The 17,280-nt window shown below is 60.1% G+C and carries 16 protein-coding genes, 1 tRNA gene and 1 pseudogene; 10 read left to right on the top strand and 8 right to left on the bottom strand.

The features are described from left to right. Positions 1-94 precede the first annotated feature (94 nt). The 4 genes from Q1A20_RS07700 to Q1A20_RS07685 are packed head-to-tail and all read right to left on the bottom strand — an operon-like array spanning position 95 to position 4,988. Positions 95-733: a spondin domain-containing protein gene (locus Q1A20_RS07700; RefSeq protein ID WP_299916663.1), complete on the bottom strand. Its 639-nt coding sequence runs from the start codon at positions 731-733 to the stop codon at positions 95-97. A gap of 28 nt (positions 734-761) precedes the next feature. Then, a complete protein-coding gene (locus tag Q1A20_RS07695; RefSeq protein WP_299916661.1) occupies positions 762-2,171 on the bottom strand; it encodes an FAD-linked oxidase C-terminal domain-containing protein in 1,410 nt (469 codons plus the stop codon). A gap of 26 nt (positions 2,172-2,197) precedes the next feature. Next, the gene (gene ggt, locus Q1A20_RS07690) at positions 2,198-3,976 is read right to left on the bottom strand and encodes a gamma-glutamyltransferase (RefSeq protein WP_299916659.1); all 1,779 of its coding nucleotides are present in this window, start codon (positions 3,974-3,976) and stop codon (positions 2,198-2,200) included. Positions 3,977-4,001: 25 nt separating this feature from the next. Continuing rightward, on the bottom strand, positions 4,002-4,988 hold the full coding sequence (locus tag Q1A20_RS07685) for a D-glycerate dehydrogenase (RefSeq protein WP_298974049.1): 987 nt from the start codon (positions 4,986-4,988) through the stop codon (positions 4,002-4,004). A gap of 118 nt (positions 4,989-5,106) precedes the next feature. Here Q1A20_RS07685 and Q1A20_RS07680 point away from each other — a divergent pair, with 118 nt between their 5' ends. After that, on the top strand, positions 5,107-5,610 hold the full coding sequence (locus Q1A20_RS07680; protein ID WP_298974051.1) for an SH3 domain-containing protein: 504 nt from the start codon (positions 5,107-5,109) through the stop codon (positions 5,608-5,610). 18 nt (positions 5,611-5,628) lie between these two features. Here Q1A20_RS07680 and Q1A20_RS07675 read toward each other — a convergent pair whose 3' ends face one another. Beyond that, complete coding sequence (locus Q1A20_RS07675) at positions 5,629-6,555, bottom strand: haloalkane dehalogenase (protein ID WP_299402690.1); 927 nt, start codon at positions 6,553-6,555, stop codon at positions 5,629-5,631. A gap of 92 nt (positions 6,556-6,647) precedes the next feature. Here Q1A20_RS07675 and Q1A20_RS07670 point away from each other — a divergent pair. Together Q1A20_RS07670 and Q1A20_RS07665 are read left to right on the top strand one after the other, a co-directional pair. After that, positions 6,648-7,641: pseudogene (locus Q1A20_RS07670) on the top strand (NADPH:quinone reductase). A gap of 100 nt (positions 7,642-7,741) precedes the next feature. After that, a tRNA-Gln gene (locus Q1A20_RS07665) sits at positions 7,742-7,816 on the top strand. A gap of 277 nt (positions 7,817-8,093) precedes the next feature. Here Q1A20_RS07665 and Q1A20_RS07660 read toward each other — a convergent pair. Next, positions 8,094-8,480 (bottom strand): DUF4440 domain-containing protein, encoded by a 387-nt coding sequence (locus Q1A20_RS07660; protein ID WP_299402689.1) that lies wholly within the window; start codon positions 8,478-8,480, stop codon positions 8,094-8,096. Positions 8,481-8,484: 4 nt separating this feature from the next. Further along, positions 8,485-8,793 (bottom strand): hypothetical protein, encoded by a 309-nt coding sequence (locus Q1A20_RS07655; RefSeq protein WP_299402687.1) that lies wholly within the window; start codon positions 8,791-8,793, stop codon positions 8,485-8,487. A 99-nt stretch (positions 8,794-8,892) separates the two neighbouring features. Between Q1A20_RS07655 and Q1A20_RS07650 the strand changes: the two genes are divergently transcribed. The 7 genes from Q1A20_RS07650 (at position 8,893) to Q1A20_RS07620 (ending at position 15,631) form a co-directional block, all read left to right on the top strand. Next, complete coding sequence (locus Q1A20_RS07650) at positions 8,893-9,795, top strand: LysR family transcriptional regulator (RefSeq protein WP_299402685.1); 903 nt, start codon at positions 8,893-8,895, stop codon at positions 9,793-9,795. 36 nt (positions 9,796-9,831) lie between these two features. After that, the gene (locus tag Q1A20_RS07645; protein ID WP_299403230.1) at positions 9,832-10,233 is read left to right on the top strand and encodes an ACT domain-containing protein; all 402 of its coding nucleotides are present in this window, start codon (positions 9,832-9,834) and stop codon (positions 10,231-10,233) included. Between the two features lie 321 nt (positions 10,234-10,554). Beyond that, positions 10,555-11,508 carry a hypothetical protein gene (locus Q1A20_RS07640; RefSeq protein ID WP_299402684.1) on the top strand — a complete coding sequence of 318 codons (954 nt, stop codon included), beginning with the start codon at positions 10,555-10,557 and terminating at the stop codon, positions 11,506-11,508. Further along, positions 11,505-12,374, top strand: coding sequence for a ThiF family adenylyltransferase (locus tag Q1A20_RS07635; protein ID WP_299402682.1), 870 nt, complete (start codon positions 11,505-11,507; stop codon positions 12,372-12,374). Before Q1A20_RS07640 ends, Q1A20_RS07635 begins: the two co-directional genes overlap by 4 nt. Further along, positions 12,371-13,579 carry a hypothetical protein gene (locus Q1A20_RS07630; protein WP_299916654.1) on the top strand — a complete coding sequence of 403 codons (1,209 nt, stop codon included), beginning with the start codon at positions 12,371-12,373 and terminating at the stop codon, positions 13,577-13,579. Before Q1A20_RS07635 ends, Q1A20_RS07630 begins: the two co-directional genes overlap by 4 nt. Further along, positions 13,572-14,657 (top strand): GNAT family N-acetyltransferase, encoded by a 1,086-nt coding sequence (locus Q1A20_RS07625; RefSeq protein WP_299916652.1) that lies wholly within the window; start codon positions 13,572-13,574, stop codon positions 14,655-14,657. Before Q1A20_RS07630 ends, Q1A20_RS07625 begins: the two co-directional genes overlap by 8 nt. After that, positions 14,654-15,631 carry a hypothetical protein gene (locus tag Q1A20_RS07620; protein WP_299916650.1) on the top strand — a complete coding sequence of 326 codons (978 nt, stop codon included), beginning with the start codon at positions 14,654-14,656 and terminating at the stop codon, positions 15,629-15,631. Before Q1A20_RS07625 ends, Q1A20_RS07620 begins: the two co-directional genes overlap by 4 nt. Here Q1A20_RS07620 and Q1A20_RS07615 read toward each other — a convergent pair. After that, the gene (locus Q1A20_RS07615; protein WP_299916648.1) at positions 15,628-17,262 is read right to left on the bottom strand and encodes a hypothetical protein; all 1,635 of its coding nucleotides are present in this window, start codon (positions 17,260-17,262) and stop codon (positions 15,628-15,630) included. The genes Q1A20_RS07620 and Q1A20_RS07615 overlap by 4 nt on opposite strands. Between the last annotated feature and the right edge of the window lie 18 nt (positions 17,263-17,280).

Here is a 17,280-nt window from a genome sequence, read left to right as displayed (position 1 = left end):
TAGAAAACACCTGAGCGTCCGCGCTCTGCCCAGCCGACCGCAAAGCGCGCAAAAACGACTTTTCCCACACCACGCTTCGGCAAAATGCGACTGCCTAGGGCGACACCCTGGAAAAAACGGCGCGCCCGATCGGGCGCAATCCGTCGGCTTGCAAAAACGCGGGGTGGGTCAGGAGCCTGATGGATTGGCGTGGCTGTGTGGGGAGATTAGGACCGCTGTAGGCCTGCCCACTGTCCGCCCCCGCATCCCAGACCCAAAGAGGCACCGTGAGATTTTCACGCCAGCCTTCTGGGGTCTTCAGGGATATATTGCTCACACCGCTGAACCAATCCGGGCTGGGTGCCAGCATGGTCGCGAATGAAACCTGATCGTGTTTCTCCGACAGTGCGAGGGTAAATTCAAATGTGCCGCGTCCCGCCTCGGTTCCCGGCAGGATGACAGGCGCCGCGGCACGGCCCCGGCGCGCGGCCTCCGCCACCTCAGCTTCCAAGACCGTCACACGCCCGTTTGTCGCGACCAACGCCAGACCGCTGGAGGCCGTATCCCCATCCCGAAACAGGGTGTAGCGCCCCGAATGTGCGAAAGCGATTAACCGGGACCAATGCGCATCATCTGGCGGCGACAGGGCTGTGTCTTCCGACCAATTCAACGTGACCTTGACGTCGTATACCACCTCATCCGCCAAGGCAGCGGCTGTGCAACACAACAAAGCAGCAACAAGCATGCCCGTCATCGCAGATCTGAAAGAGAACGGTGTGGGCTTAGTCATCCGGGGAGAGAATTTTGCCAGGATTCATAATGCCTTTGGGGTCCAAGGCCTGTTTGACCGCGCTCATGACGTCGGTCGCGCCACCCAGTTCCTGCACAAGATATTTCTTCTTGCCCTGCCCGATGCCATGCTCGCCTGTACAGGTCCCATCCATCTTGATGGCGACTTCATTCAGCCAACCCACGAACAGCGTGGCGCTCTCCAACTCCTCGGCATTCTGCATATCCACCAGCAAGGTGACGTGGAAATTCCCATCACCGGCATGACCGACAATCAGCGCAACCAGCCCCAACTCTTCTGCCTTGCCCTGTGCCGCACCGACGCAATCGGCCAGCCGGGAAATCGGTACGCAAACATCCGTTGCAATGGCCTTTGCACCCGGGCGGACCTGCAGCATCGCCCAATAGGCATCGTGGCGGGCCTGCCAGAGCTGGTTGCGCTCCTCTGTGGTGGTTGTCGCCGCATAGCCCTGGCCGCCGTGATCCTCCGACAAAGCACCAAAGATTTCGGCCTGTTCCACCACCCCGGCCTCCGTGCCATGAAACTCCAGCAGCAACAGCGGTGTCTCGGGCAGGTCGAGCTTGGAATAGGCGTTCACGGCACCGACAGTTGCCGCATCCAGAAGCTCGATCCGCGCGACCGGCAGCCCATATTGGATCACAGCCATGACCGTCTGGCAGGCAGCATCCACCGTCGGAAAGGAACAGCTTGCGGAACTGATGGCCTCCGGAATGCCCTGCAATTTCAAGGTGATCTCGGTGATGATCCCCAGGGTACCTTCTGACCCCACCAACAGCCGCGTCAGATCATACCCCGCAGAAGACTTGCGCGCGCGGGTGCCGGTGCGGATGATTTTGCCATCGGGCATCACCGCTTCCACGGCCAGCACATTGTCTTTCATCGTGCCATAGCGCACGGCATTGGTGCCTGACGCGCGCGTTGCGGCCATCCCGCCCAAAGACGCATCCGCGCCCGGATCGATGGGGAAAAACAGCCCCTGATCCCGCAGATGCGTGTTCAGCGCCATCCGCGTGACGCCCGGCTGCACACGACAGTCGAGATCGCCCGCATTCACCTCCAGCACCCTGTCCATCTGGCTGACGTCGATGCAGATACCACCGGCAGGTGCGTTCACGTGACCCTCCAGCGAGGTGCCGGTCCCATAGGCAATCACCGGGACGCTATGCTGCGCACAGGCGGCCACGACGTCGGACACTTCCTGCGTATCCACTACAAAAACAACCGCGTCAGGGGGTTGGTTTTCGATCCAGGTTGTCGTGTGCCCATGCTGTTCCCGGATCGCCTGCCCGGCCTGGAACCGCTCCCCGAATTGCTGTTTCAGCACGCCAAGAACGGTTTCGATACCGGTCTCGTTGCGCGGCAACGTCGCGTGATACACCATAGTCTGCCTCCCCAGAGTGACCGATCCTATTGGCCCAGTGCAATGCCCTCGCGGCGGGGATCTGCGCCGCCCTTGAGCCCCTCACCAATCGAAATCGCATGCAGACCCGAGGTCAGCGCACGGCTGCCGACTTCATACCCCAGGGCGGTTAGCCCCTCGGTCAGCGCCTCGGCGGAGGTGCCTTCCTCCACATCATACGTGCCGAAGCGGTTGACCGCATGCGGCACCGACACGGCCTGTTGTACGTCCAGCCCCCAATCCAGATGCGCGATGATGCTCTCCGCGACATAGCCGATGATCCGGCTGCCGCCCGGGCTGCCGATGGCCAGGACCGGCGCACCGTCTTTCATCACAATGGTCGGTGCCATGGAGGACCGCGGGCGCTTGCCCGGCTCAACCCGGTTGGCAATCGGCACGCCATCCACATGCGAGCGGAAGGAGAAATCGGTCAGTTCGTTGTTGAGCAGGAAACCCCGCACCATCAGGCGGCTGCCAAAGCCGTTTTCAATGGTCGTGGTCATGGAAGCGACATTGCCCTCTGCATCGACGATCACGAAATGGGAGGTCGAGGGCAGCTCAATCGACTGATCATCCGCCCACATCAGCGCATGGTCGAATTCCGGCGCGCCGGGGGTCACTTCGGGCAGCGCGTCATCGCCCGCCAGCAGGGCGGAACGTCCCGCAAGATACATCGTGTCCAGAAGCCCCCTGGTCGGTACCGGCACAAAATCGCTGTCCGCCATGTAGCGGCCCCGGTCCGCAAAGGCCAAGCGCGACGCGTCACCAATCAGGCGGCGGACTTCAATGTCCATGGGGCCAGCGCTCAGATCGTAATTGTCCAGCATCCCGAGGATCTGCCCGACGGTCAGCGCCCCGGAAGACGGCGGCCCCATGCCACAAACATCATGCGCGCGGTAGGTCACACAGACCGGCGCGCGTTCCTTGACCGCATAGATGCCTAGATCAAGCGTGGACAAGACGCCGGGATTGCCTTCAGCCGTTTGTACGGTATTCACGATATCGGCGGCAATCTCACCGGTATAGAAGGCACGCGTGCCACCCTCTGCCATGGCTTGCAGGGTCGCACCATAGTCTGGGTTTTTCAGCAGATCGCCTGCTGCAAGCGGCGCGCCCCCAGGCATGAAGTACTCAGACGTGGTCGCAAAACGGCCCAGGCGTTCCGCATCGCCTTCGATCAAACCTGCAAGACGGGGCGAGACTTCGAAACCCTCCTGCGCGCGGGTGATGGCAGGCGCCAACAACTCCGCCCAGGGCAGTTTGCCCCAGCGCACGTGGGCGTCTTCCATCAAGGCGGGGGTGCCGGGCGTGCCGACCGACAAGCCACCGACAACCGCATCATAAAAACTCAACGGTTCCCCGCTGCCGTCCTGAAAGAGACGCGGCGTGGCCGCCAAAGGCGCGGTTTCGCGCCCGTCCAAGGTGGTCAGCGTGCTGGTTGCTGCATCGAAATAGACCAGAAACGCCCCGCCGCCGAGGCCGGAGGATTGCGGCTCCACCAGACCGAGCATCGCCTGTACGGCGACCAGCGCATCTGCTGCGGAGCCACCCTTGGCCAACACGTCGGCCCCCGCCTTGACCGCCCAGGGGTTGGCCGCGGCCACCATCCAGTCCTGCGCCTCAACCGGCGTGCCCGCGAATTTTGCCTCCAGCGCCGCAGCAACATCTTCAGAGATTGCCTGAAACGCACCCTGCGTTGCGGCCTCTGGCTGAACCGCGTCCGCGGCCTGTTGTGCACCTGCGGTTGTTGCGGCGCAAAGGGCCAGTCCTGTCAAGAAAAGTCGCATGGTCTCTCCAATCTGAAAGCTGGGGTTATAGCATGGACGGCACAACCTGATCCGGTGGTCGGTGGCCGTCGTCGAAGGTCTTGATGTTGATGATGACTTTTTCGCCCATCTCCATCCGTCCCTCGCGGGTGGCGGAGCCCATATGCGGCAGCAACACCACGTTTTCGAGCTCTCGAAGACGCGGGTTCACATGGGTGCCGCGTTCATAGACATCGAGACCAGCGCCTGCGATCTCACCGGATCGCAGCATGCGGGTCAGGGCGTTTTCGTCGATCACTTCACCGCGCGAGGTGTTCACGATCACTGCTTCTGGCTTCATCAGTTTCAAGCGACGGGCGTTCATCAGGTGAAACGTCGACGGCGTGGCCGGGCAGTTGATGGAGATCACATCCATGCGGGCAACCATCTGATCGAGGCTCTCCCAATAGGTGGCTTCCAGCGCCTCCTCGACCTCGGGACGCAACCGGCGGCGATTGTGATAATGCACCTGCATGCCAAAGGCCGCCGCCCGGCGTGCAACCGCCTGCCCGATCCGGCCCATTCCCAGAATGCCCAACCGGCGACCGCCAACCCGACCGCCCAGAAACGCGGTGGGCGCCCAGCCGTCCCAGCCATCGGATTGCATCACATTCAGCCCCTCGGGCATCCGGCGCAGCACCGCCAGCAACAGCGCCATGGTCATATCGGCGGTATCATCGGTCAGCACACCGGGCGTGTTCGACACCAGAATGCCGCGCTGACGGGCGGTGGAAACATCAATATGATCAACCCCTGCTCCGTAATTCGCGATCAGCTTCAAACGGTCGCCCGCCTGCCCGATCAGGGCAGAATCGATCTCGTCAGTCACCGTCGGCACCAGCACGTCCGCGGATTTCATGGCCGAGACCAGATCGGTGCGGCTCATCGGCGTGTCGTCATCGCGCAGTTTTACATCGAAAAGCTCAGACAGGCGCGTCTCTACCGCTTCCGGCAACCGTCGCGTAACGACAACACTCAGCTTAGGCTTTGGCATTTTGGGCCTCCCCGGACTTGGCGCAACCACCCTTTTCATGGCATGGTGGCTGAGATGGCGACGAGGCACAAGAACCTCGCGCATTCAATCGGGCAAAATACGAATAACGGGCACTGTCATGACCAAAACCTTTTTTGCAGCCCTCGTTGGGGGCCTCCTGCTTGCGGTGACACATTCGCCGGGTTTTGCACGCGACACGGGCCCCGTTACGAATCTGCCACTGCCGCGCTATGTCTCGATGAAAGCTACCGAGGGAAACGTGCGGCGCGGCCCCTCGCTGACACACCGCATTGACTGGGTTTTCAAACACCGCGACATGCCCCTGCAGATCGTTGCGGAACACGGGCACTGGCGCCGCGTCGAGGATCGCGATGGCCAGGGCGGATGGGTGCATTATTCCCTGCTGTCCGGCGTGCGCACAGTGATCGTGGAAAAGGATATGCTGCCGATCCACGTCCGTCCCGATGCCGAAGCGCCGGTGGCCGCAGCCCTTGAGCTTGGGGTGATTGCCCGGCTTGGGAAATGCGGGCCGGAATGGTGCCAGCTGCGCTCCGGCGGCTATCGGGGATGGGCCCCAAAATCCCGCCTTTGGGGGGTGGCACCGGATGAGATCCGGGAATAACCCACCTGCATTGCCGCGCTATCCATGCCCGGTTGCAGCAATGCTCGACGCGATAAATGAATTGGTCAGACGCGCGAGTTCGGGTCCGACGTCCTCCTGCAGGAAGTGCCCGGCACCGGGAAGGACCTTATGCGGCTGGCCCGCAGCGCCGACCATTTCAGTCTGAAACACCCGGTCCACGCCCGCCATGATTCTGTCCTCAGCGCCGAATAGCGTGAGCACCGGAAGCTCAAGCGTGCGCAAAACCTCCCAGGAGCGGCGATTGGCCTCGGACGCGGGATCATCCGGCCGGTCCGGTACCAGCATGGGAAACTGGCGCGCACCGGCCTGATATGTCTCATCCGGAAACGGCGCGTCGTATGCGGCGATTTCAGCCTCGGATAACTTGCTGACCGTGCCGCCATAGACAATGCGTCCGGCACGGAATTCGTCGACCTCCTGCGAATAGGTGCGCCAGGATGCAAAGGCCTTTCCAAGGGTCTGATCGCCGGTTGGCAGGGCAGTGTTTGCCACAACAAGGCGCGAGAACCGGTGGGGCATTTGTGCGAGCAACCGCAATCCGATCAACCCACCCCAATCCTGACAGACCAGCGTGATACGGTGCAGATCAAGCTGATCCAGCACATCAGACATCCAGTCGACATGCCGCTGGTAGGTGTAGTCTTCGCGTTTGATCGGCTTGTCGGACCGACCAAACCCCACCAGATCCGGCGCCACAACCCGGTGACCCGCCGCCGTAAAGACCGGGATCATGTGACGGTAGAGATAGGACCAGGTCGGCTCCCCATGCATCAGCAGAACCGGCGCCACGGCAGAAGGCCCCTCATCCAGATAGTGCACCCGCAGTGCGCCGCCTTCGGTGTCATCGATGCCCAGGTAATGCGGCTCAAAGGGAAAATCGACCAACCCGTCAAAACGGTGGTCGGGCGTTCGCAGCACTTTCATGACCCTATCCCATCCCGTGAATACCCGATGGTATTCCGTGTAATTCACCCTAGGGTAGCGCTGAATGACCCTGAATACAAAGAGGCTTCGCAATGCGTGCAATTAGTTATGATCAGTTTGGCGCGGCGGCAGAGGTGTTGCAGCTATCGGATCTGCCCGGACGGGTGCCCGGCCCGGGTGAGGTCTGCGTTGAAATGGCGTTTTCCGGGGTCAACCCATCGGATGTCAAAGCCCGCGCAGGATCGCGCCCGGGGGTCACCAGACCGCCCTTCCCAAAGGTTGTGCCGCGCACAGCGACGGCGCGGGCGTCATTGCTTCGGTTGGCCTGGCGTAGATCCGGCGCGCATCGGTGAACGCGTCTGGGTCTGGAACGGTCAATGGCAACGCGCATTTGGAACCGCAGCGACGCACATCACCTTACCAGCCGAGCAAGCGGTCCCACTCTCCGACAAGACCAGCCTTGAAACAGGGGCGATCCTGGGCATTCCAGGACTGACGGCGGTCCACGCCGTTTTTGGCAGCGGAGAGGTCACCGGCCAAACCGTGCTCGTGCATGGTGGCGCGGGCACCGTTGGCTACCTGGCGGTGCAACTCGCAAAATGGGGCGGTGCAAGGGTGATTGCGACGGCCCGAGGGGCGGGTATGGCGCGATGTGAAGAGGCTGGCGCCGACGCTGTGTTGGACTATGCCGCACCAGACCTTGCAAACCAGATTCTGGAGGCAAATGGCGGACAACAGGTTGAGCGCATCGTCGAAGTGGAATTCGGGCGAAACATTGAAACGGACACTGCGGTCATGGCGCCAAATGGTGTCATTGCGGCCTTCGGATCAGCGCAGGACATGACCCCAAGCCTCCCGTTTTACCCGCTCCTGTTCAAGGCCGTGACAATCGATATCGAGCTGATCTACCTGTTGCCTTCGGCAGAGCGCCAAAGCGCGATTGCGCCTCTACACGCCGCGCTAGATGCCAATACGCTGCACTGTCCAGTCGACAAAATCTATCCGCTCGCCGATACGGCAAAGGCCCATCAGGCCGTCGAAACAGGGGGCCGCCAAGGCGCGGTTCTGATCGACGTCACCCGCTAGGAGCAGCGCATTAGCTGGTAGGATTGACGGAAAATGCACAATTTTTGTCAAAAACGGGTCTTGCGCGTCCGGTCAGAGGGGCTTAATTACCGCGACACGTTGGGATGTAGCCAAGTGGTAAGGCAACTGTTTTTGGTACAGTGTACCGTAGGTTCGAATCCTACCATCCCAGCCAAAAAATCTCTGTATGCCTTCCGATGTGAATCGCAACTTGCCCCGCGAGACTTAGAACTTTTGTCGGCTATGAACGCAACTTCGTATCAACTTAAGTGATTTTAGGCGTCTCTGCACCCTTGCAGTTACGTTCAACCCGTTCTGAAGAAATGCCCTAGTTCATATGCGCTTGTCAGCAATTGGCATCTAAAAAGGCGATGGTTTGAAGTGAGCAGGCTCCAGAGGCGCATCGCTCGCAACGAAAACTACAGAGTTAAGCGGCGCGACCAAGGGAGGACTTAGGAAGGCCCGTTGTTGTCCATGTCGAGGATCATCTTCCACGCTCCGGTCTCGTCGCGCTTGTAGACAAGCACCAGGCGGCCCTCGGGGCTGCGGACATCACCGGTATCGCGCATCTTCATGGTTCCGTAGAAACGACCACAGACCACGGCAGTGTCACCATAAAATTGCAGGTCTTCGATGTCATAACCGGAGGTGATTTCAGCGGCTGCAATGCGCGGATTGTATTTGTCGCGAATGGCTTGGGTGCCCACGGTTACAGGTTGGCGTTCATTGACCGTCATGACGTCCGGGTGGCACGTGTTGACCATCCGCTCAATGTCGCCACCGTCTAGGCCGCCATTCCACTGGTTGATGATGGCTTCGATTTCTTCGCGTTCAGTCATGGTCTTACTCCGATGCTTTGGGTTGGTAGGTTGTGAAAAACTGGCCCACGATCATTTCTTCGATCTGGCCGAGGAAGGCTTTTGTCGCGGGGCGTTGCGCAAATTGGGGTGTCACCCGCTTTGCCGTTTCGTAGTTAGGGAAGGTGAAAATATCCGCATAAAGTGTCTGGCGAGACGGGTCTGTCGTCACCAAGGTTTCCCAAGATGTGACACCTTCAAGTGCGACAAAGTCAGCGCGGGCCGCCTCGCGGATGGCATCAACTTCGGCGCCCTCTTTCATCTTCAGGACGAAAATCTCGATGATATTAGGCATTGTGTCTTCCTCATGATTACGACTTGTCATGAAGCTAGGCCATCGCTACCGTAAGGATAACCCGCACTTATTCTAAAACAGTGATCGAATTATCGAACAATGAGCAGAAGCAGTTTTGGAGATATTCGCGTCTTTGTCGAAGTTGCCCGCCGCGGTGGTTTCCGCGCTGCTGCCGAACACCTTCACCAGGCCCCGGCGTCGGTGAGTGAAGCTATCCAGCGGTTTGAAGACCGGCTTGGCGTGCGCCTCTTTGAGCGTTCCACGCGATCGGTTGCACTAACCCCAATCGGGGAGCGGTTCTATGCGCGCAGCTTACCGGCAATAGCAGAGCTGGAGGGCGCGATGCGCGATCTCGACGATCAGAAGGATCAAATCACCGGCACGCTGCGCCTGTCTGCCCCCTACAGCGCCGGACCGTTCTTTCTAGACGATCTGGTCGCCCGGTTTGCTGCCGCCTACCCGGCGGTCGATGTCGAGCTGATCTATGACGACAAAAAGGTTGATCTGCTGACATCGGGCATTGATGCAGCCATCCGATCAAACACGTTGCTTAACCCTGACACCCATGCGGTTGCCGTTGGTCCCGAGCTGTCAATGAGCATCGTGGCATCGCAGGCCTATCTTGCAACCAAGGGTGTTCCACAACAACCACGCGACATTCTGGACCACGACGCGATTTGTTATGCCTTCGGGGCCGGAGGGCATCATGCCCCTTGGGGTTTCACTGGACCCGACGGACCATTCACCATGCAGCCGAAGCCCAGGCTGGTTGCGAACGACATGCGGTCCCTTTTGCACTACGCGCGCCACGGACTTGGCCTCGCCTATGTCTATGCGGAGATCGCAGCGCCATCTGTCACGAACGACGGCTTGGTTGAAGTGCTCGGCGAACATCTGTCGTCTTTGCCGCGTTATTCGCTCAACTACCGCAGCAAACGGCATATGACACGTCGGCTCAGAGCCTTCGTGGACATGGCGAAAGAAGGTAAAACAATCTACTGAGACGCCACACCCGAAGACAACGTGTTTGGAGCACTCATGGTCGGAGAGACAAACCTTAACGCGCTGATCAAATCGCTATCTGCTGTGCTGCACGACGGCGTGTTCGTCTTTGCCACGTGCCCGCCGCACCAGCCCATTCCTGACATTACACCCCGCATGATGTTTCAAGAGGCCGAAGGCATGACCCTTATTCTGCTCAAGTCCGAAGCCGAAGCTCATTCGCTCCCGTTCGAGTTTCCATGTCGGATGATCACCCTCAACATACACTCTTCCCTCGAAGCCGTCGGGTTTATGGCTGTTATCGCGTCTGAGTTGGCAAAGCATGATATGGGGGCAAATCCTGTTTCTGGATTTTTCCACGATCACTTGTTTGTCCCTGACGGTCGGGAACAAGAGGCGGTTGCCGCATTGGAGAACCTCGCCCACTCCATGTCGTGACGCAGAAGACATCGTTGGATCAGTCCACCACACGATGCCGTCGCACTTCTGGCGCGGAACAAATGCCGTTTGTTGAGCTATCTTGACCGCAACGTCGAGCAGTCAAAGCGCATTTCGGCGTGAGGCATAAGCCGGACATACCTAAGGTATCAGTCGCTTGGCCTCTTGGAATGTTGCAGCGACGCCTTTTTCCTTTGGACAAACCTATCCGCAGCCATAAAACTGCAAAGACCTGCTTCCCACTCAAGCAGATAAGACCGAGGTTTGCGTGAGCGACTCGAAAGACCTTGAGCAGGCTGAATAAACTTTGAGGATTTGTGCATGTCCGGACTTGTCCGTGCGTTGTTTCAATCAGAACTTGATTTGACCCTCGCGACGGGCAAGCAATTTGAAACGCGGATTGTTGAGCGGCCTGGGCTGTGGATGTCAGAAGATGAGCTGGCGACCCTGTCTCAGGACCTGATCACGGTTGCCTCAAAGACCCTGGCGCGCGGCGCGCTGACCTATGGCGTTTTCTCGGGTGATCCGGAGCGGCTGAAATCCACGATCATCACACTTGTGCGGCGCAAGGATACCGGACAGCCGGTTGCGTTCAACGCGCTGGCCCTGATGGACATCACCACGATGGCCGAACCGATGGAGGTTCTGCATCTGGGACTGGTTATGGTCGATCCGGAGGAGCAATCCCGGGGATTGTCCTGGGTCCTCTATGGTCTGACCTGCATCTTGTTGCTATTCCGCAATCAGATGCGCCCGCTGTGGGTCTCCAATGTCACGCAGGTGCCGGCCATCGTCGGCATGGTCGCGGAAACCTTCAGCGGCGTTTTCCCGACGCCCCGGCGACCGAGGCAACGGTCGCTTCAGCATCTGCTGCTTGCCCGGACGATCATGGCAGACCACCGACACGTGTTCGGGGTCGGGGGCGATGCCGGGTTCGACGAGGATCGCTTTGTGATCACCAATGCCTATACAGGCGGCTCGGACGATCTGAAAAAGACGTTTGAAGAAGCCCCCCACCACCGCGATCAGGTTTACAACGACTTCTGTCAGCAGACCCTGGATTATGACCGGGGCGATGACGTGTTACAGCTCGGCCAGATCGATCTGGCAACAGCAGTCGGGTATCTGAAGAATTCGGTGCCCAGAGCCTCGCTGGCAAGTGTAGGTTTGACCCTTGTGGCCATGATGCTGCAACGGCTGATCTTGCCCGCCATCCACTGGTTCGACAACAGCCGCCGCTTTGGCACGTTGCGCCCGCGAAAGGATCCAGCTTGACCTTCTCCTACGATACTTTCACGACGCGCAATATCGGCTTTGTCACCCCGGAGGAGCAGGCAACCCTGCGCGCCGCACAGGTGTTTGTGTGTGGGACGGGCGGCATGGGCGGCGCCTGTGTCTTTGCGCTGGCCCGGATGGGCGTGGGGCGGCTGATCCTCGCGGACATCGATGAATTCGAGACATCGAACCTGAACCGCCAGGCCTTTGCCTTTCGCGACACCATCGGGCAACACAAGGCCGAGGCGACGCGCGACCTATGCCTGCAAATCAATCCCGACATGGAGATCACGGTGTATCGAGACGATTGGCCCGCGCATGTGCAAGACGCGACGGCTGCGAGTGCAATCGTCGTCAATGGCACGGATGATCTCGGTGCCTCGCTTTTGCTCTATCGCACAGCGCGTACCGAAAACCGGGCGGTGATCGACGCCTATGCCTCGCCGCTGCCCTCGGTCTACGTCACGCAGCCGGGAGATCCGATGCCGGAAGAGCGGATGAGATATCCCACAGGTGATACCGCCTGGGATGCGCTGACCCAGGACCAGCGAGACGAAGCCTTTTTCCATGAGGCAACACATGTGATCCTGCATTCTTCGTCGCGTCACTACATCGATCTCGATCTGGCAGGCGAGGTCGCTGCAGGCAAACGCAGCCGCATGTCCTTTGCCCCGATGGTGATCTCGACGGGCATGCTGATGGCCTATGAAGTGGCCAATGGCATTTTGGGCCGCAAGCCAGGCGCGGACTATCGGGGCTGGTTCTTCAACCCGCACGCGGCCCGGGTCGAGCACCCACGGAGTGCAATCACCGAAGCCCTCTTGCGACCGGTGGTGACACGCTTTTTGCGCCGTATGATGGCATGACAGGTCTCTCACCTGAAATGATTGCCGACAGCGTCGTCACGCTGGCAAGCCTGATCGGTCTGGCCCTATTTGCGCAGGTTTTGCGCATGCAGCAGCCGCGCACCGCGATCACACAGCGGTTCTTGTTTGTGATTCAGGTGGTGGCCGCATTGCTGACTATCCGTCTTTTGCAGTGGCTGACCGAGGTGGAGTGGATCGGACGCCTGACCTTTGCCGTGGCTGGCCTTGTCCCGCTGGCCATGCTTCTGGTGACTGAAACACTGCTGCGCCGCCATGCGCCGCTGGCGTTGAAAGCCTGGGCGGCTGGGGGCGCGCTTCTTTTTGCGCTGGTGGCCATGCTCGCCGGCCCGGATCAGGCCCTTGTGGCCACCGTTTCGCTGGCCATCTTTCAGGTGACGACCTTTGTCGCGCTCACCCTCCTTGTGCTTGGTCGGGACCGGCAAAGCCTGTCGGTTGCCGAAAATACTACGATCGACCGATTGGCGCTGTCTCTGGTCTTGATCGTGCCGCTGGCGATGACGGATTTCCGAACCGAGTTTCTCGACCTCCCCGTGCGGCTGTCGGGGATTGCCATTCTCGCGGTGTGCTGGCTTGGCCTGACGCTCCGGCGCAGCGATGCAACGCAGTCGGAGGTCATCTCGGCGACGGCGGCTCTTGTCGTTGGCCTGGTCGTTGCGTCCCTTTGCATCATGGAACTCGCCGGGCTTGATGCGCGCACCACGGTGCAGGTGATGGCGATTGTTATGAGTGTGGGTTTACTGGCCCTGATTTTCAATCAAGCCCGTCTTATCAGACGCGCGGATAAGGTAGGGCGGGTTCTCGACGTTTTGGCTGACACGCGGCTGGACGAGCATGGCGCGTTCCTGCAAGCGCTGCAAACGCGGGCACTGACCTCCGGGGCGCTGATTCTGGACGCTGACGGTCTGAACGATTTCGATGCGGCATTCCACGACTATTTATTGCACCAAACCATCGTGTCCTCCGACAATCTCGACCAGCTTGGCAACCCTCAGCTGGCCGAGCAATTCGACTGGTTCTTTCGCAAGTTCGAGGCCAGCCATGCGATGCTGGTCTCAAAGGATCCGCTCCGCATCATGGCGCTGAATGTGCCGACACTCGCGCAATCGAGGCAGCTGGAACAGGAATTAAGGATTGCGCAGCGCCTTGCGACCCTGCTGGCCGAACGGGGCGCGTCACATGGTTGAGATCGTCGAACGCGATTTCCCGTCTTTCTTCGAGGTACCGTTTCAGGCCTATGATGCAAGCACGCCCTATGTCTCGCCGCTGAAATCGGATCTGAAGCGTTTTTTGACGGCAGGCACCAATCCTTTGTTTCCAAGCGATGATGCCTTCACCTATTTTACCGCCCGTCGCGGCGATCGTCCGCTGGGCCGGATCGTGGTGCATACGCATGCCGCCTCGAACGAGCTGCACGGGACGAACCGCGCCTCTTTTGGATTTTTCGACTGCGATGATGACGCGCAAATTGCCGCCGCTTTATTGCAAAGAGCCGAGGCCTGGGCGCGCGAAAGGAAGCACAACGAACTCGTTGGCAATTTTAACCTCACAGCCATGCAGCAGCTGGGCGTGCAGACTGATCACTTCGGGCGCGCGGCCTATACCGACATGGTGGTGAACCCAGCCCATATTCCGAAGCTGCTGCACCAGAACGGATTTGCGCCCTTCTTTCCAGTGATGACCTTTGAATTGGACTTGGCCCAGGCCACAATCCCGCCCTTCAAACTGACGCCGGACTATGCCTTTGCCCCGGTCAAGCGCAAAACCTTTGCTGCCCGTATGGAAGAGGCGCGGCAGGTGCTCAACGACGGGTTTTCGCAAAACCCAATGTTCGTGCCGCTGACCGCGGAGGAGTTCACCTTTCAGGCGGGCGAAATGACAACCATCATTGATCCCCGGCTATCCGCCGTGCTGACCCAAGGTGACGCGCCTGTCGGTGTGGTCATCTGCATTCCCGACCTGAACGGATTCCTGAAAGCGACACGCTCTCGGTTCTCGCTGATGACACCGTTTCATTTCCTGCGCTATCGGTTGCGGCGCAAACGCGCGGTGATCATCTTCTATTCGGTTATCAAAGCCAGCCATGGGCGCGGGCTGATGAGCGCCATTCTGTCCCGCACCCTGACCCAGTTGCGCGAGGCGGGCTACGCGCAGCTTGGGATCACCTGGATTGCCGATGAAAATCAGGCATCCCTGCGAATGATGTCCAAGATCGGGGCTGCGCCCTTGCACCGCCTGCACTTGTTCAGGAAAGATCTTGCATGACACCTGATCTCTTTCGGCATCTGGTCACGCAAGCCAGTCTTGCCCCCAGTGTTCACAACGTGCAACCCGCCCGCTGGCGGCTCGAGGGGGAAACGGTGTGGCTGTTTGAAGATCGGCGGGTGCGTCTGCCGGCGGCTGACCCCACGGGTCATGATGCGGCGATGAGCCTGGGTGCGGCCTTCGAGGGGATGGCGATGGCTGCGGCGCAGGAGGGCTTGCGCACCTCTTTTAACCCAGCGGATGACGAGGGCACCGGAGACCTGCGCCCCGTCGCCCGCCTGACCTTCACCCCGGGTGCCACCGAGGATCCGCTGGTCCAGCATGTGGCCGCGCGACAAAGCTGGCGCGGCGATTTCGCAACGGCCACAACCGAGGACAGGCAAACCGCAGAAGCACTGGCAGACGCGGATTGCATCGCGGTCACCGGCCCCCATACGATCCGCGTCATCGCAAAACTGTTGGACATGGCCAGTTTCACGTTCACGGTACGAGACGACTTTCGCGCGGAGCTTCTGTCGTGGATGCGGTTGCGGCGCGGTCATCCGAACTGGGGACGCGATGGATTGAACGCGGATGCGATGCGCCTTGGGGTCTTCGACAGGATCGGTGCCGGAGTGGTATTGGGGCGCGGCTTCAGGCCGCTGCTGAGGTGCGGGCTCGTGGAAAAGCTCCTATCTGAGGAGGAAAAGACGGCTGGGGCGGCAGCCATTGTGGTGTTTCACCGCCCCGTGGGTGAAGACCCGTTTGACAGCGGTCGCGCCTTCTATCGGGCGTGGCTCAGGATTGAAGCGGCCGGTTTTGGGGCGGCTGTTCTGGCCGCACTGGCGGATGATCCGACGAGTGCCGAGACGCTGGCTGCGATGGTGGAGTTGCCAAAGGGCCGTCGCATCGTCTCCTCGTTTCGTATCGGCCGCCGCCCGCAGCATGCGCTGTTTCCAGCCGCACGTCGGTCGTTGGATGAGTTGATTGTCTAAAGCTGCTTGAGAAATTCGATCAGTGCGGTTTTGTCCTCATCGCTGAGTGTCGCGCCAAAGTCATGACCGCCATTGCCAAGGCCGGGGTGCGTCGTGTCCAGAATGACCGGTTCGGAGAAGGGGACATAATCTGCCGGATATCGCCCGTCTTCCAAACGCAGGCCCAAACGGGTGAACTCGAGCATGTGGCCCCCCAGTTCAAACGTTTCCGGCCGCGCGTCCGGGGTCAGCAGATGCCAGATTGTCGGAACCGACCCGTTGTGCAGATAAGGGGCGGACGCCCAGATGCCGTCCAGAGGCGGCGCGACATAGGCCTCGGTGCGCGCCACGGCAATCTGGTCGCGATAAGGCGTATCCCGAAACGTGTCGGCAAGGTCTTCGGTGAAGGCCGCGGCCCTGAGCGGATCGGTTCCGACCTCGCCGAGCCAGTTCGGAAAAGAGACCAATTTTGGCTTCCCGTCTTCGACATTGTAGGCACCATGACAGGCCGCACATTCGGCGGCATAGACCGCGCTGCCCGCCAGAGCGAGGTCGTCATTGATCACTGCTGGAAAGGGCTGCGAGTTGTAGGCGCTGTTCAGAAATGCATAGATTTCTTCCGCAACAGGCACGGCCTCGATGGCTTTGCTCGGGTGCACACCCATGCTGGGCACGGTGAAGAAAGTCGTAATCGCGGCCAAAGCGGCCCGCTTTTCAGCTGTGTTATCAGCGGCTGTGGTCTCCGCCTGCCGTTCGGTCTGTGGCACCGCATAGGCGCCATCAACCAGAAGACTACTGCGCCAGTGCCGATGCCCCAGATCAGGGATGGATACGATGCCCGCATCGGCAAGACCGTCCCCAAGGAGCGGCACATCAAAAACATGCTTGAGCGCCGCAACCCCGTTGGTACTGCCCGGGACACCATTGAAAAAAGGCAAAGGACGGTCGCCCGGAATCTGATCCAGGCGCGCCCGCACCATGGGCAGGACGAGCCACCGCAGCGCCTGCCGCTCGCGCCAGCCTGTTTCCGGATAGAGCGTCCCCACCATCTCCATCAGTCTGGCCGGCGCGTCCTGATAGGCCTTGAGCGTCCGAAACACCGCCTGCGTATAGGCTTCAAGGTTTAGTGACGTATTGGGCATTCCGATCCATGCGGCCGTTGGATCAGGCTGACCATCAGTGCGATAGGTGACACCGGCATGGCAGGCAGCGCATCCCATATTGGCGACTTGCACGGGCAGTCCGGCCAGGGGTGACAACACACCATGCGTGATACCCAAGGGCAGTGCGTCCGGTCGGTCCGGCACGCCCTCTGGCATGTTCTGGACTCGCGTCTGCACCAGAAATCCAAATGAGGCCAGCAGATTGTTTAGCGTTTTAAGATCCGCCGATTGCGTGGGATCTCCATCAACGGCTTCCAACACAAGAGCTGCGGTGACCAGTTTCCACGGCACCGCGTGGCTTTCCAAGGCGTGCAGGCTCAATCCACCAAAATCCGCCCCAACAAAAGCCGCAGCCCCGCGTTCCGCCGGACCAGCGTCTGCATCAACGGCGGGCATCGCGTCCGAGCCGACCTCATGACGCGCCCCGAACCAAAGCCCGGCTGCCGTCACGACCACGATGGCCGCAATTGCCAGAACTATCCGCCGCATGAGATGTCCCATTTCGAA

The organism is uncultured Roseobacter sp., from assembly GCF_947501835.1.
Classification (GTDB): Bacteria; Pseudomonadota; Alphaproteobacteria; order Rhodobacterales; family Rhodobacteraceae; genus Roseobacter.
This window is presented reverse-complemented; position numbering and strand designations above follow the sequence as displayed.